Annotated in this window: 12 protein-coding genes and 1 pseudogene; 9 read left to right on the forward strand and 4 right to left on the reverse strand. The window is 43.1% G+C overall.

Annotated elements, in window-relative coordinates:
- Positions 1-217: 217 nt before the first annotated feature.
- The 7 genes from queF to IM322_RS22470 all read left to right on the forward strand — a co-directional run bounded on the left by queF (position 218) and on the right by IM322_RS22470 (position 5,267).
- Entirely contained in the window at positions 218-613 is a 396-nt protein-coding gene (gene queF / locus IM322_RS22440; RefSeq protein ID WP_002740916.1) for a preQ(1) synthase, read from the forward strand.
- A 307-nt stretch (positions 614-920) separates the two neighbouring features.
- Complete coding sequence (locus IM322_RS22445; protein WP_287674172.1) at positions 921-1,958, forward strand: PstS family phosphate ABC transporter substrate-binding protein; 1,038 nt, start codon at positions 921-923, stop codon at positions 1,956-1,958.
- 387 nt (positions 1,959-2,345) lie between these two features.
- Positions 2,346-2,768, forward strand: coding sequence for a Het-E N-terminal domain-containing protein (locus tag IM322_RS22450; RefSeq protein WP_287674170.1), 423 nt, complete (start codon positions 2,346-2,348; stop codon positions 2,766-2,768).
- A 26-nt stretch (positions 2,769-2,794) separates the two neighbouring features.
- On the forward strand, positions 2,795-3,190 hold the full coding sequence (locus IM322_RS22455; protein ID WP_125730553.1) for a hypothetical protein: 396 nt from the start codon (positions 2,795-2,797) through the stop codon (positions 3,188-3,190).
- 65 nt (positions 3,191-3,255) lie between these two features.
- A complete protein-coding gene (locus IM322_RS22460; RefSeq protein ID WP_287674166.1) occupies positions 3,256-4,563 on the forward strand; it encodes an NACHT and WD repeat domain-containing protein in 1,308 nt (435 codons plus the stop codon).
- A gap of 237 nt (positions 4,564-4,800) precedes the next feature.
- A complete protein-coding gene (locus IM322_RS22465) occupies positions 4,801-5,049 on the forward strand; it encodes a type II toxin-antitoxin system HicB family antitoxin (RefSeq protein ID WP_287674164.1) in 249 nt (82 codons plus the stop codon).
- Positions 5,050-5,051: 2 nt separating this feature from the next.
- A complete protein-coding gene (locus IM322_RS22470) occupies positions 5,052-5,267 on the forward strand; it encodes a type II toxin-antitoxin system HicA family toxin (protein ID WP_002797028.1) in 216 nt (71 codons plus the stop codon).
- 462 nt (positions 5,268-5,729) lie between these two features.
- On the opposite strand, the gene IM322_RS22475 is transcribed toward IM322_RS22470, so the two are convergent.
- The 3 genes from IM322_RS22475 to nifJ all read right to left on the reverse strand — a co-directional run bounded on the left by IM322_RS22475 (position 5,730) and on the right by nifJ (position 11,837).
- Positions 5,730-6,938, reverse strand: a complete 1,209-nt coding sequence (locus IM322_RS22475) for an ATP-dependent 6-phosphofructokinase (protein ID WP_287674161.1) — start codon at positions 6,936-6,938, stop codon at positions 5,730-5,732.
- Between the two features lie 316 nt (positions 6,939-7,254).
- Positions 7,255-8,280, reverse strand: coding sequence for a dihydroorotate dehydrogenase-like protein (locus IM322_RS22480; RefSeq protein WP_287674160.1), 1,026 nt, complete (start codon positions 8,278-8,280; stop codon positions 7,255-7,257).
- A gap of 2 nt (positions 8,281-8,282) precedes the next feature.
- Complete coding sequence (gene nifJ, locus IM322_RS22485; RefSeq protein WP_287674158.1) at positions 8,283-11,837, reverse strand: pyruvate:ferredoxin (flavodoxin) oxidoreductase; 3,555 nt, start codon at positions 11,835-11,837, stop codon at positions 8,283-8,285.
- Positions 11,838-12,759: 922 nt separating this feature from the next.
- Between nifJ and lexA the strand changes: the two genes are divergently transcribed.
- A complete protein-coding gene (lexA, locus tag IM322_RS22490; RefSeq protein WP_286823853.1) occupies positions 12,760-13,374 on the forward strand; it encodes a transcriptional repressor LexA in 615 nt (204 codons plus the stop codon).
- Positions 13,375-13,538: 164 nt separating this feature from the next.
- The gene (locus tag IM322_RS22495; RefSeq protein WP_287674155.1) at positions 13,539-13,805 is read left to right on the forward strand and encodes a TIGR02450 family Trp-rich protein; all 267 of its coding nucleotides are present in this window, start codon (positions 13,539-13,541) and stop codon (positions 13,803-13,805) included.
- A 166-nt stretch (positions 13,806-13,971) separates the two neighbouring features.
- Here the strand turns inward: IM322_RS22495 and tnpA are convergent.
- Positions 13,972-14,227: pseudogene (tnpA, locus tag IM322_RS22500) on the reverse strand (IS200/IS605 family transposase); the annotation flags it as partial.

Consider the following 14,227-nt stretch of genomic DNA (forward strand, 5'->3'; position numbering starts at 1 on the left):
GCTTCTGAAAGGTCGCGAAAGTCTGTGGACTTTGTGTAAGACAGTACATGGTTTTTTAACCGTGGTATGCAACGGTGGTTGAAGCAGAAACTTAAATCGTGAGGTTTAGGAATCGCCGCACTTTTAGGGCGGCGAGGATGTCAACTGTTGATTCGGTAACGCCTCTTAAGAGAATATTCCAGCTATGATAGGAAACAGTGTCTAGTTAGGAAAAAACATGGTTCAGTCTTCCGAAAAAATTGAAGTTAAGTACGGGGAAAGAGAAATTGCCGAAGGAACATTAATTACTTTCCCCAATCCACGCCCTGGCAGAAATTACGATATTCAGATCACTCTGCCGGAATATACCTGTAAGTGTCCCTTTTCCGGTTATCCCGATTTTGCCACTATTTATCTTAGCTACGTTCCCGATCAAAAGGTGATGGAATTAAAGGCGATTAAACTTTATATTAATAGTTATCGCGATCGTTATATTTCCCACGAAGAAGCAATTAACCAAATTTTAGATGATTTGGTGGCCGCTTGCGAACCCTTGCAGATGAAAGTTAAGGGAGATTTTCATCCCAGAGGTAACGTACATACCGTGGTGGAGGTGATGTATAAAAAAGAATAGCCTAATTGTCTAGTTTGGGGATGGGGTTGCCTCCATCCCTTGCTTTTCTAGTTTTTGTTGTTCAAGTTTTTTGCTGTTCGAATATCTGTAGCCAGTCAACAGGAGAAGATGCTCAAGCAGGTTATATCGCTATCTTGTCCTTTATCTGATAGGTTTTACTCATCGAATCTGTCCTCTCCTTTCTGTTGTTCGTGTCTCTATGGTTTATCCTTAACCCTTGGCACAACCCGACAGAATTGTAAAAGCTAGGGTCATTAAAAAAAGCTGGTATTATCATTAAAGTAGTCCGAAGCCTGATCCTGATTTTATGTCCCAGAAAAATGAAATTCTTCCCCTGCTGTTGACGGTTATGGTGACATCGGCACTTTTAGGAGGAATTGCTTGGTGGTTGCTCAACAAAACCTTTCCCAATTTCAATGATCGATCTAATTTTTCTTCTTCCTCCTCCTCGAATAATCAAATTTCCGAAACGTTAGCTGCGGTTAAAAATGTCCCGGAAGGATTATTTAACTACGGGGGAAGTACCACTTGGGCCCCGATTCGCAAGAAAGTGGACTTTATCATCCAGCAAGTCTGGCCGAAATTTCGCCTCGTCTATACCGATCCCACTACGGGAACCCCCGGCACCGGCAGCGGTATTCGGATGTTAATCGAGAATCAATTGGCTTTTTCCCAAGCATCTCGATCGCTCAAAGATGAGGAAATACAACGCGCTCAACAACGGGGATTGACCTTAAAAGAGGTTCCCGTGGCTATCGATGGAATTGCGATCGCGGTTCATCCCGATTTACCGGTTTCCGGTCTAACAATTACCCAGTTAAAAGATATTTATACAGGAAAAATTAGCAATTGGCAGCAAGTGGGCGGGCCTAATTTAGCCATTATTCCCTATTCCCGACGCAAGGAAGATGGGGGAACCGTGGAATTTTTTATCGATCAGGTTTTAGAAAAAGCCGATTTTGGGAGTAGCACTCAGTACATTTATAGTACAACTCCCGCTCTCAGAAAGGTTTCCCAAAATCCGGGAGGAATTTACTATGCTTCTGCACCGGAAGTAGTTCCCCAGTGTGGAATTAAAACTTTACCCCTCGGTAAAAGCGAAAATAAGTTAGTTGCCCCCTATCAAGAACCTTCGATCCCGTCTTCCCAATGTCCCCAGAAGCGTAATCAACTGAATGAATTAGCTTTTCAAAAGGGAGAATACCCGATCACCCGTCGTCTTTTTGTTATTATCAAACAAAATGGTCAATTAGACGAACAAGCGGGGGAAGCTTACGCTAATTTACTATTAACCGATCAAGGACAGGAATTAATTGAAAAAGCTGGTTTTGTTCCCTTGAGATAATTTAATCCAACTTCTACAAATCTAGGTTAAAGTGAATTTGAGCAATTTTCATGACAACGTTTTTCATACTGAGTGTGCGCTTGATTGGGCGCATCTAGAGGACTGCTACTCCCAGTTTTGTCCAGATTTTCGGCTATCCCGTCGAAATCATCCCTCAGTGCGAACGATTTTTACCGAACAAGCAGGGCATCTTCACCCAATGGCTCCTAGATGACAGTGGGATTTACACCTTCTGTCGCTACTATCCCACCTATGTGCAACTGGCAGTAGTAGCCAACAACCCCGACGAGCAAGCCATCCGCGCCCAATACCTGCGCCATAATTGCGTCAGATACTTTGCTTTGATCTAAGATTGAGTCAGCAATATCTAATTTGGAGTCTCAGGCAATGGAACCGATTTCTCTAATTCTCGCTGCGTTGGCTGCTGGTGCGGCGGCTGCTGCTAAGGATACGGCAGGAACAGCCGTTAAGGATGCTTATGAGGGTTTAAAAGCGTTGATTAAGAAGAAATTTGCAGAAAAAGGGAAAACAGATGATAGTGATATCGTCGATAAACATGAGAAAAAACCAGATTCAGAGGGGGTAAAAACACTGCTCAAAGAAGAGTTACTTGAAGCAAAAATTGATAGAGATGCAGAGGTTATTAAGACAGCAGAAGAATTACTTAAGCAATTAAAACCTGAAGAATTTGCTACAGGTAAGTATAATATTAATGTTGGTGGTGATATTAAAGGAATGGTGGGAGATGGTACTTTTAAGGGAATTGCAGGAGATATTAGTGGTGGAAATATTAGTCAGAACATTAATTAGTTGAGGATTATTTAGGAGGGAAATTTATGTCAATTACTGTTGAGGTAGAACTTAAAGATTTTCTAATTCAAATCAATCAAAAGTTAGACAATCTTCAAAAAGATGTTACTGATATTAAGATTGAACTTAGTGAAGTTAAAGGTGAAATTAAGCGTCTGGAGGAAAAAATCGATGGTGTCGAGAAGCGTCTGGAGGAAAAAATTGATGGTGTCGAGAAGCGTCTGGAGGAAAAAATCGATGGTATTGAGAAGCGTCTAGAGGGAAAAATTGATGGTAGTGAGAAGCGTTTAGAGGGAAAAATTGATGGCTTGGAAAAGCGCTTAGAGAATCAAGAGTTCGTCAGTCGAGGGATTTTAGTCGCTTTAATTGTAACGATTTTAGGCGGTTTGGCTAAATTGTTTGGTTTAGTAGGAAGTCCTTAAAGAGTGCTAATTCTAAAACTGCAATTTAAAGTTAACTTTAAAAGAATAATTTTGGGGTAGCAAAAATGACTGATAAAAGTTATTATTCAGAAATAGGGGGTGATGTTAAAGGTCTTATTGGTGATGGTGAATTTAAGGGAATTGCGGGTGATATTAGTGGCGGTGTAATCAATCAATATATTATTACCCAAAAGTCAGGAGTTGAGATTCAGGCTCAAACTTTAATTACGGGTTCACCTTATTTGGGTTTAAGGAAGTTTGAGGTAGATGATAAGGATAGGTTTTTTGGGCGAGATAATTGGATTATTGAGTTAACCGATTATTTAAAGCAAAAGAATGTTTTATTGCTTTTAGGTGCGTCGGGAAGTGGTAAATCTTCTCTCGTGCAAGCGGGTTTAATTCCTAAGTTAAAGGATGATTTTGGCGCGAATAGATTGGTTAATTTAACTTTTGTTCCTGATGTTAATCCCTTTGAGTCTTTTTATGGTTGTCTTTTAGGGAATAGATATACACAATCTCAAGCGAAATTAGCACAAGCTGTTAAGGAAGATACTTTAATTAAGGTGGTTAAAGGATTAAAAAATAATTCTGATTTATGGTTTATTTTTATTGATCAATTTGAGGAATTATTTACTCGTACACCGAAGACAGAAACGGATATTTTTATTAAAAGTTTGATTAAATTAATTGAAAAGAATGATAGTTTGGTTAAAATTGTGATGACGATGAGGGCGGATTTTTTAGATAAATTAAGTCCTTATCCCAGTTTAGGAAAAATCCATGATCAGTATAGCAAGATGTTAACGGATATGGATGAAAGTGAGTTAAGATTAGCTATTGCTGAACCGGCGGCGAGAAATGGGGTGAGAAGTGAACGCTATACTTTAGAAGGGCATAATAGTAGTGTCTATAGCGTTAATTTTAGTCCCGACGGCAAGACATTGGTGAGCGGTAGTGGTGACAACACCATCAAACTCTGGAATGTAGAAACAGGCCAAGAAATCCGCACCCTCAAGGGGCATGATAGCCCTGTCACAAGCGTTAATTTTAGTCCCGACGGCAAGACATTGGTGAGCGGTAGTGGTGACAACACCATCAAACTCTGGAATGTAGAAACAGGCAAAGAAATCCGCACCCTCAAGGGGCATGATAACCTTGTCAATAGCGTCAGTTTCAGCCCCGACGGCAAGACTTTGGCTTCTGGCAGTGTTGACAAGACTATCAAACTGTGGAATGGGAGCAATGGTTGGGATTTAGACGCTTTAATGGGGCGTAGTTGCGCTTGGGTACGGGCTTATTTGCACAATCCTAATTCTGGTGTCAGGGAGGAGGATAGGGCTTTGTGTGATGGGATTGGGGGTAAATCGTCTTGACTGTGATTTATGTGATTATGTGATGGACTATGATTTGATGGCAGAATAATTCTATGATTTGACAGGGATTAAATGCGATCGCCTTAAATAGTAGTACAAGCTTCCAGCCTGTTACAGGCAAGACTTGCACTGCATTTCGACTACGCTCAATAACCGCTTGCCGAAGTGTGCCTGTACCACTATATTATTTGCTTTATAATCCTTGTAGTTACATATTATGGAGATTTAGAGAAGAAAATGATCTTACCCAATTATTATGAAAAAGCCTTACAGCAAGCACAATACAAAAGGCTAAATGACGGTACTTGGTTTGCTGAAATAGAAGGCTTTCAAGGCGTTTGGGGAAATGGCTTGACCGTTGAAGAATGCCGTCAAGACTTACTAGAAGTTCTAGAAGAATGGATCATTTTAAAATTACAAGATGGCGACCCTTTACCTATCATAGATGGATTAGAAATTAAAGTTACAACAGTTGCAGAAGTTTAGTTATGCCATCAGCAATTTCTCGCAGAAAATTAATCAGAAAATTGAAAGCTTTAGGTTACACAGGACCTTTTTCTGGTAGTAAACATCAATTTATGAAAAAGGGTCAACATAAAATTCGCATCCCTAACCCTCATGGAAATCAAGAAATCTCTATAGATTTAGTTAAGGAAATTCTCAAACAAGCGGGTATTAGTGATGAAGAATGGGACAACAGTTAAACAGTATTGGTTATATATTTAGGATTTGATCTTTATGATTCTTTTCACATCGCTTGCGCCGAATATGCTAGAATAGATGTATTGTTAATCACTGATGACAGATTACTTAGAAAAGCCATAAAATGCAGTAAATTATTGCAAGTAAAATTGGATAATCTTGTTACTTGGTTAATGGAAACTTTGCTATTACAAGGAGATGAAAACAATGACACCAATTGAGCTAAGACAAAAAGGCTATTAAGCATTAGTTAAAGAATTAGGACAAGTCGATGCTATTCGCTTTTTACAAGATACTGGATGGGGTTTTGGTGACTATACTCAAGAACGTCAACAGACCTTAAAAAATGTGACAAGAGCCGATTTTTGGCAAGATATTCAGGAGATTAGAAGCAATCAGAATTAAATATCTTAACCAATTAACCAAGCGAGAAGGTATGAGCAACCCTTCTCGCTTTATTATAACTAAACCAACACCTCCACAGCTTGCGGAACCACTGCCGTCTCGGTTGTGGTATTTTCCCCTAGGTAAATTCCCAAAGAACGGGCCGTTTTGACGACGAAACCATCAGGATCCACGGGATAGGCACAGCGATTCTCTTGATGGCATTGTTTGATAATTTTGATCACTGGTTTCAGGGGCAAACTACGCACTTGTCCCCCGCGCCAAATCACCACGCGATCGAGTTTTCCCTGTTCGATTAATTCTACAGCCTTAATGCCGAAAGCCGTGGCTAACAGTCGATCCATGGACAAAGGAGGACGACTTCTTTGCAGGTGTCCCAAAGACATGGCCCGCACATCCATGGAATTGAGATAACAGAAGACGGGATCGGTAACGCACAAAGAGCGAGTTTTGTCAACTATCAATTTTTCTAAATAATCGGCAATATACTTCTCTTTTTGGTTATTTTCGTTTTTAACACCCTCAGAAATTACAATGAGAGCGAATTGACGACCTTGAGCGCGTAATTCTGCCAAATGACGACAACAACCGTCGATAATTTCGGGAGTGAGAGCAGGGGTTAATTCGGGAATAAAAATCGCATCGGCACCCCCAGCAATCCCAGCATGAAGGGCTAAATGACCGGCATCTCTACCCATCACCTGCACAATCATCACCCTTTCGTGACTAGCGGCGGTAAAGGTGAGATCATACAAAGCTTGGGTGACGATATCGACGGCAGTGGTAAAACCGACGGCCCATTCCGTATAGGGAACGTCATTATCGATGGTTTTGGGAACCGCGATAATATTCCAATTGCCTTTCTGGGCGAGATCATAGATGATATCGATGCTCCCATCGCCCCCGACGACGATCAGGGCATCTAATCCCAGCATTTCGTATCCTTGCAGGATTTTCGTGGCAATTTCTGGGTTTTCGGGATGTCCTTTGCTCAAAGAACCCAAGACACTACCACTAAGAAACTGCAAAACGTCTAATCCTTTCAATATCCCGGGCAGGTTATAGCCATGGTGAGTCAGGATCAAATCTTGGGGGTGATATTTTCCCTCGGCAATCTGCATAAAACCGTCGGTCCCGTAGGGAATGCCGTACACATCCCAACCCTTGAGTTTTGATGCTTTCACCACGGCACGAATTACCGCATTTAACCCCGGGCAATCGCCACCACTGGTCAGAATGCCGATTTTTTTCCTTTGATTCTCGCTCATGGTTATATCCTCCAGGATTTTTTTTTCTTTGTCGGGAGTCAGTTATCAGTTATCAGTTATCAGTTATCAGTTATCAGTTATCAGATGTTAGTTTTCAGGTTTCAGTTAAGTAGCTGGTTATAATTAAATTTAAAATGGATTTTAGGTTCGATCCCCCCTTAATCCCCCCTTGATAAGGGGGGTGTCTGATAATTTTTAACGCCTACCTACTTAAGTTATCAGTTCACTGATAACTGATAACTGATTACTGTTTACTGTTCACTGATTACTGTTTACTGTTTACTGATCGCTGAAAAAAGCTCCCCACTTCCCACTTTTATTTGCTGGTGGTTTGAAAACGTTTCCAAACAGGTTCGTAACTTTGCAGAGCTTTCATGTACTGTACCCGTTCAAAAGCGCTAGGATCTGGGCAATTCATTTGACTCATACTGCCAATTAACTGCTCGATCGATTCATACTCATTTTCTTCCAACCAATGCAATAAACCCTGTTCGATCTTGATAATTTCCTCCAAACCGTGGCGTAATAAAACACTAACTAACATAGTTGCTTTTGCCCCCACCATCATCATTTTGATCACGTCGATGGCGTTATGAATACCACTGGTAGCGGCAAAATCCGTCGGTACACGACCGTAAAGCATGGCAATCCAGCGCAGGGGTAAACGCATTGCTTGGGGATTACTGAGGATAATATTGGGGTGAACATCCAAGGTTTCTAAGTCGATATCCGGCTGATAGAAACGGTTAAATAATACCAACCCATCGGCCCCCGCTTCCGCTAATTGTTTAGCCATATTGGCCGTATTGCTAAAGTAGGGACTTAACTTCATCGAGACGGGAATTGATACCTCCGATTTGACAATTTTGAGGATATCAATATAGTTTTGTTCGACGTGATTTCCGGTTAATTCCAGGTCGTTAGGAACATAATAAACATTCAACTCCAAAGCATCAGCGCCCGCTTGTTGAATTTGAATGGCATACTCCAACCATCCCCCAGAGGTCTCACCGTTGAGACTGGCAATAATCGGAATATCGACCATTTCTTTGGCTTTGCGAATATGGTTGAGATATTCCTCGGAACCAATGTGAAAAACCTCCGGTTCGGGAAAATAAGTCAAAGCTTCCGCAAAACTCTCGGCTCCGTGGGTAAAATGATGGTGTAGAGCCAGTCTTTCCTGTTTAATCTGCTCCTCGAAAAAGGAGTGTAAAACCACGGCAGCGGCTCCGAAGTCTTCCATTTTCTTGATATTGTCGATATCCTCGCTCAAGGGTGCGGCCGCACCGATGACTAGCGGCGATCGCAATTGCAAACCCATGTAGGTAGTGTGTAGATTCATAACTATTCCTTGCTCCCTGTACCTTTTGCTGCTAGATACTGATACATTTGCCAGCGTGTGTCCACATCTGCTTGTGCTTCTTTGAGGAGACGTTTAGCTTCCTCCGGCTTACTGGTGGCCAACATCTTAAAGCGATTCTCCGAGTAGAGAGTTTGCGCTACGGTAAGCTTAGGCTCACGGCTGTCCAATTGCAGGGGATTTTTGCCTTCTTTAGCTAAATCGGGATGATAACGGTACATTAACCAGCGACCGCTTTCCACCACTTCTTTTTGATGGTTCATGGCGGTGGTCATGTTGATCCCGTGAGCAATACAGTGAGAATAGGCGATAATTAACGATGGCCCGTTGTAAGCTTCCGCTTCTAGGAAAGCTTTGATAGTTTGCTCGTTTCTTGCCCCCATAGCCACGCTGGCCACATAGACGTTACCGTAGGTCATGGCCATTAAACCGAGGTCTTTTTTCGGTCCGGGTTTGCCACCAGAAGCAAATTTAGCTACGGCGGCGCGGGGAGTAGCTTTCGAGGCCTGGCCGCCCGTATTCGAGTAAACTTCCGTATCCATGACCAAAATATTCACATTGCGACCACTAGCTAAAACGTGATCTAAGCCACCGTAACCGATGTCGTAGGCCCAACCGTCACCCCCGACAATCCAGACGCTTTTCTTGACCAGATAATCGGCCACGGATAACAACATTTTCACCTGCGTGGTCGGGGTTAATTGCCCTAAACGGGATTTTAAGGCCTCTACCCGTTGCCGTTGTTCGTAAATTTCCGCTTCATCGACTTGGTGACAATTGAGAATATCTGCCGCTAGACTTTCTCCGATTTCACTAGCGAGGGTTGCTAACAGTTCGGCGGCAAATTCTGCCTGTTTATCGATGGAAACTCGGAATCCTAAGCCAAATTCGGCATTATCTTCAAAGAGGGAATTCGACCAAGCTGGACCGCGACCTTCAGCGTTAACTGCCCAGGGTGTTGTCGGTAAATTACCTCCGTAGATAGATGAACAACCGGTGGCATTAGCCACTATCATGCGATCGCCAAATAGCTGACTGACCAATTTAACGTAGGGAGTCTCACCACAACCGGCACAAGCACCGGAAAACTCAAAGAGAGGTTCCTGCATTTGCTGATGGTTAATTTTATTAAGATTTAGGCTTGAACGGTCTGGATTAGGCAAATTAAGGAAGAAATCCCAGTTAACTCGTTCCTGTTCCCGCAGGGGCAATTGGGGAGCCATATTAATCGCTCTTAGACGCGGTTGCGATTTGTTTTTAGCGGGGCAAACATCAACGCAGATACCGCAACCGGTACAATCTTCGGCGGCCACTTGGATGGTGAATTTTAGCCCTTTCCAGTCGTGATCCTTGGCATTAGCGACTTTAAAGGTTTCCGGGGCCGTGGCTAATTCGGCCTCATCATAGACTTTTGAGCGAATAACGGCGTGGGGACAAACGAGAACGCATTTACCGCACTGAACACAGACATCAGCGTCCCAAACGGGGATTTCTTGGGCAATATTGCGTTTTTCCCATTGGCTAGTGGCGGTGGGATAAGTACCATCGTTGGGAAGGGCGCTAACGGGCAATTCATCCCCGTGACGGGCGATAATTTTGCCGAGGACTTCTCGGACGAAAGCGGGTGCGGTGTCGGGAATCGAAGGTCTTAATTCAAAAGCTTCCGGGGTGACAGTGGCGGGAATTGGCACTTGATAGAGGTGTTCTAGGGCAGAATCCACAGCTTTGATGTTCATCTGCACGATTTCTTCGCCTTTCTTGCCGTAGGTCTTGCGGATAGCTTTTTTGATTTGTGCGATCGCATCTTCCCGAGACAAAACCCCCGCTAGGGCAAAGAAACACACCTGCATCACGGTATTAATCCGACTGCCCATCCCCGCTTCTTTGGCTACTTGAGTGGCATTAATCGTATAAACTTGCAGATTTTTATCGATGATAGTTTGCTGGAGATTGCGGGGTAAGTGACTAAATACCTCCTCCGGTGGATAGGGACTATTCAGGAGAAAAATTGAGTTCGATTTAGCGGTTTCTAGCAGGTCAAATTGTTCGACAAATTCCCACTGATGACAGGCGATAAAGTTAGCATCAGTGATTAAATAGGTAGAGCGAATCGGATGGGGGCCAAAGCGTAGGTGAGAAACGGTGACAGACCCAGATTTTTTGGAATCATAGACGAAATAACCCTGGGCATAATTATCAGTATCTTCACCGATAATTTTAATTGAATTTTTGTTAGCTCCCACCGTACCATCGGAACCTAAACCGTAGAAAACCGCCCGCACTACTTCGTCCGGTTCGGTGGAAAAACTGCGGTCATATTCCAGACTGGTAAAGGTGAGATCATCAACGATACCAATAGTGAAGTGATTTTTCGGTTTGTCGAGACTTAAGTTATCAAATATACCAGCAATCATGGCCGGAGTAAATTCTTTGGAAGATAAACCGTAGCGTCCTCCCACAATTTTCGGCAGCTTGCCTTCGTAGTCTTCCATAAAGGCATTTACCACGTCTAAATATAGCGGATCGCCCCCGGCACCGGGTTCTTTACAGCGATCTAAAACGGCTATTTTTTTCACCGTGGTGGGCAAAGCTGCCAGTAATTTTTCGGCGGCAAAGGGACGATAGAGACGAACTTTTAAAACCCCAACTTTAGCCCCATTTTGATTGAGATAATCAACGGTTTCATGGACGGTTTCCCCTCCCGATCCCATTAGAATAATCACTCTTTCGGCATCGGGCGCACCGTGGTATTCATAGAGATGGTATTGCCGTCCTGTTAATTGGGCAAAACGATCCATAATTTTTTGAGCGATATCGGGACAAGCATAATAGAAAGGATTGACGCTTTCCCTTGCCTGGAAATAAACATCGGGATTTTGTGCCGTGCCTCGTAAAACCGGTCGATCGGGAGTTAAAGCCCTTTGACGATGGGCAATAATTAGGTCTTCATCGATCAGTTCTTTGAGAGTTTCATCGCTAATTAATTCGACTTTTTGCACCTCATGACTGGTACGAAAACCATCAAAAAAGTGCAGAAAAGGAATCCGCGTTTCTAGGGTGGTAGCTGTGGCAATAGCCGCCAGATCTTGAGCTTCTTGAACGGAATTAGCCGCTAACATAGCCCAACCCGTACTTCTGGCAGACATGACATCACTATGATCCCCAAAAATTGACAATCCTTGGGCTGCTAAAGCACGGGCCGCCACATGAACCACTGAAGAGGTTAATTCCCCCGCAATTTTGTAGAAGTTGGGGAGCATTAATAATAATCCCTGCGAGGAAGTGAAAGTAGTAGTTAAAGATCCTGTTTGTAGCGCTCCGTGCAGGGTTCCCGCTGCCCCACCTTCGCTCTGCATTTCGATTACGGAAGGGATGGTTCCCCAGAGATTAGCTCTGCGTTCGGCCGCCCAACTATCGGACCATTCACCCATAGGCGAGGAGGGAGTGATAGGATAAATAGCGATTACTTCACTGAGACGATAGGCAACGCGCGCAACGGCTTCGTTACCGTCTATGGTTGCATAGGTTTTTTTGGTCATGTGTTCCCCTTAGTTTTTACGATATTTGTCGGGATTTTAAGTTTTTTTACGGCTCAATTTCGCACTAAATATCCTCTCGTTTCCCTGACAACCGAAGGATCTTCTTTGAGCGTCGCTTTTGACTCCCTATCTACTATTGGACGCTTACGGCAGACAGGCTTAAGTAGAGCAATTTTTCTGTCTCCACCTCGATCATTATCCAGATTCTCGGCTTTCTAGCAATTCGTTATTTTTTCTTAATACGCTGCTGAGTTTGCCAGCAACCGACACTGGGGTTAATTAATATTGAGAATTGATAAATAAGTAGTTGGACAAAAGTAAAGTTAACTGTGGGTGGGGTAAGGAGTCGGTCGTCGGTCGTCGGTCGTCGGTCGTCAGGAAGAATTGCGGCAATTTACATTTCTTAAGATAGACAACAGAATTTATGTCCGACTACTTAAAAATTAATGATACTTTTTAAAAAAAAGTGCTAGGTCAGAAGATAAGCTGTTGACTATCTAAATTACTCATTAAGACTGTCTATGAGCAGGGAGAGGGAATTATGAATTATTAATTATGAAGTGGGGAAGTGGGGAAACTTTTCAGTTATCAGTGAACAGTAATCAGTAATCAGTGAACCGATACAGCCTTTCTCGTCAAGGTGAAGCACAGATTAAACCTTGCTAATCAAGTATTTTAGCCGCAAGAACGAACCTCATCTATCTGAGAAACGCTGTAACTCGCATCTGATAACTGATAACTGATAACTGATAACTGATTCAAGGCTGACGACCGACTCCTAACCAACCACGACAATTTTTGATTTTTGCAAGAGATCTAATAACCAGTTGATTTAGTCAGCCGATGAAGTTAAGATGTACTAGGTTAAACACAAATGAACTAAAGTACAAATTATCTTAACCCAAGGATAGGAAAATAGATCATGACTAACCTCGAAACCCTTACTCAAGCGCAAAAGGAGTTGTACGACTGGCTAATTGAGTATATTCGCACTACTCAACACGCCCCTTCCATCCGGCAAATGATGCGAGCGATGAATTTACGCTCTCCCGCACCGATTCAAAGCCGTTTAGAACGTTTACGCGCCAAAGGCTATATTGATTGGACAGAAGGAAAAGCACGCACTCTGCGGATTCTCAAACAACCAGTGCAAGGTTTACCGGTTCTCGGTGCGATCGCTGCTGGTGGTTTAGTGGAACCCTTCACCGATGTGGAAGAAAAACTCGATCTTTCTAACCTGTTGCAACGCAGTCAAGACTGTTATGCTCTGCGGGTTTCCGGAGACAGTATGATCGAGGATCATATTGCCGATGGGGATCTGGTGATTATGCGTTCTCTGACGGGTAATGAAGCGGTGTCCAATGGGGAAATCGTCGCCGCTAGAGTCGAAGGCCACGGTACTACTTTAAAACGTTTCTACCAAGAAGGAGAAATCATCACTCTCCAACCCTCTAATCAAAAATATCAACCAATTACAGCCAATACCGAACAAGTACAAGTGCAAGGGGTTTTGGTTGGTGTTTGGCGCGGTTATTAGCCAAAACTGGGGCGCACTTAAGCGCCCCGATAATTTGACTTTTGTTCTGCTGGCTTTTTTTCAGTTTGTCATCGAGTCGATCGCTCCGGGAAAAGAATCGGGTTGGCAGACATAGGATAATATAAGGGTTTTAGCCTATCCCGAACTCAGATGTCTTAACTTTTATGCCCAAAAAACAGAAATATCCCCATCTCTTGGGATCAAAATGGACGGCAAAACAAAAAACATGGGGCTGGCGACATTTTCAAGTGATCAATCGTCAAAATCGCGGTCAATGGGTTTTTGCCGAATTAGTCGCTTCCTGCGATCCGACTGTCCGCTTCTGGATTAATGCTAAACAGTTGCAAGACGCGAATCTCTGGCAATCAGGTTGGCAAACCCTAACGGAAATGAACCAACCCGACAGCGCCGACGAGATTATTGTAAATTAATATTAAGAAACCTTGTAATTTTTCACTCTTTGCCCATCAGCTACGCCGAGAGCTTTTTATGCAAGAGATCTAGTTTAAATGCAGAACAGCCTATCTCAAGGTCGCGAGAGGACTCCCGTTAAACTGCGTAGCGGTTAACGGGAGATGAATCGCGACCAGAATAAAACTAACGCGGTAGCGTTTCCACTTTCGGGGAGTTTTGGTTCTCGACGTATTTTTTTAGTTGTTCGACAGTAACGCCGCCACAACTAGCCACGAAATAACCTCCCGTCCAAAAATAGGGTTTATTGTAGAAATACTTTGCCGCCAAATCCGGAAATTCCTTTCTAATTAATGGGACTACTAACTGTTTTAAGGTTAGCGATTAATTTGGATAAAGCGATGTCAGGTTTGTCATCGATAATCAGGTGAACGTAATCCGA

It is taken from the genome of Microcystis sp. M109S1, assembly GCF_020247025.1.
Lineage (GTDB): Bacteria > Cyanobacteriota > Cyanobacteriia > Cyanobacteriales > Microcystaceae > Microcystis.

What these genes read in the sequence shown, in the direction of transcription:
- IM322_RS22465 (WP_287674164.1), top strand. Translation starts at nt 4,801, where the DNA reads ATGATCTTACCCAATTATTATGAAAAAGCCTTACAGCAAGCACAATAC.
- IM322_RS22455 (WP_125730553.1), top strand. Translation starts at nt 2,795, where the DNA reads ATGTCAATTACTGTTGAGGTAGAACTTAAAGATTTTCTAATTCAAATC.
- IM322_RS22470 (WP_002797028.1), top strand. Translation starts at nt 5,052, where the DNA reads ATGCCATCAGCAATTTCTCGCAGAAAATTAATCAGAAAATTGAAAGCT.
- IM322_RS22475 (WP_287674161.1), bottom strand. Translation starts at nt 6,938, where the DNA reads ATGAGCGAGAATCAAAGGAAAAAAATCGGCATTCTGACCAGTGGTGGC.
- IM322_RS22460 (WP_287674166.1), top strand. Translation starts at nt 3,256, where the DNA reads ATGACTGATAAAAGTTATTATTCAGAAATAGGGGGTGATGTTAAAGGT.
- IM322_RS22445 (WP_287674172.1), top strand. Translation starts at nt 921, where the DNA reads ATGTCCCAGAAAAATGAAATTCTTCCCCTGCTGTTGACGGTTATGGTG.
- IM322_RS22480 (WP_287674160.1), bottom strand. Translation starts at nt 8,280, where the DNA reads ATGAATCTACACACTACCTACATGGGTTTGCAATTGCGATCGCCGCTA.
- lexA (WP_286823853.1), top strand. Translation starts at nt 12,760, where the DNA reads ATGACTAACCTCGAAACCCTTACTCAAGCGCAAAAGGAGTTGTACGAC.
- IM322_RS22450 (WP_287674170.1), top strand. Translation starts at nt 2,346, where the DNA reads ATGGAACCGATTTCTCTAATTCTCGCTGCGTTGGCTGCTGGTGCGGCG.
- IM322_RS22495 (WP_287674155.1), top strand. Translation starts at nt 13,539, where the DNA reads ATGCCCAAAAAACAGAAATATCCCCATCTCTTGGGATCAAAATGGACG.
- queF (WP_002740916.1), top strand. Translation starts at nt 218, where the DNA reads ATGGTTCAGTCTTCCGAAAAAATTGAAGTTAAGTACGGGGAAAGAGAA.
- nifJ (WP_287674158.1), bottom strand. Translation starts at nt 11,837, where the DNA reads ATGACCAAAAAAACCTATGCAACCATAGACGGTAACGAAGCCGTTGCG.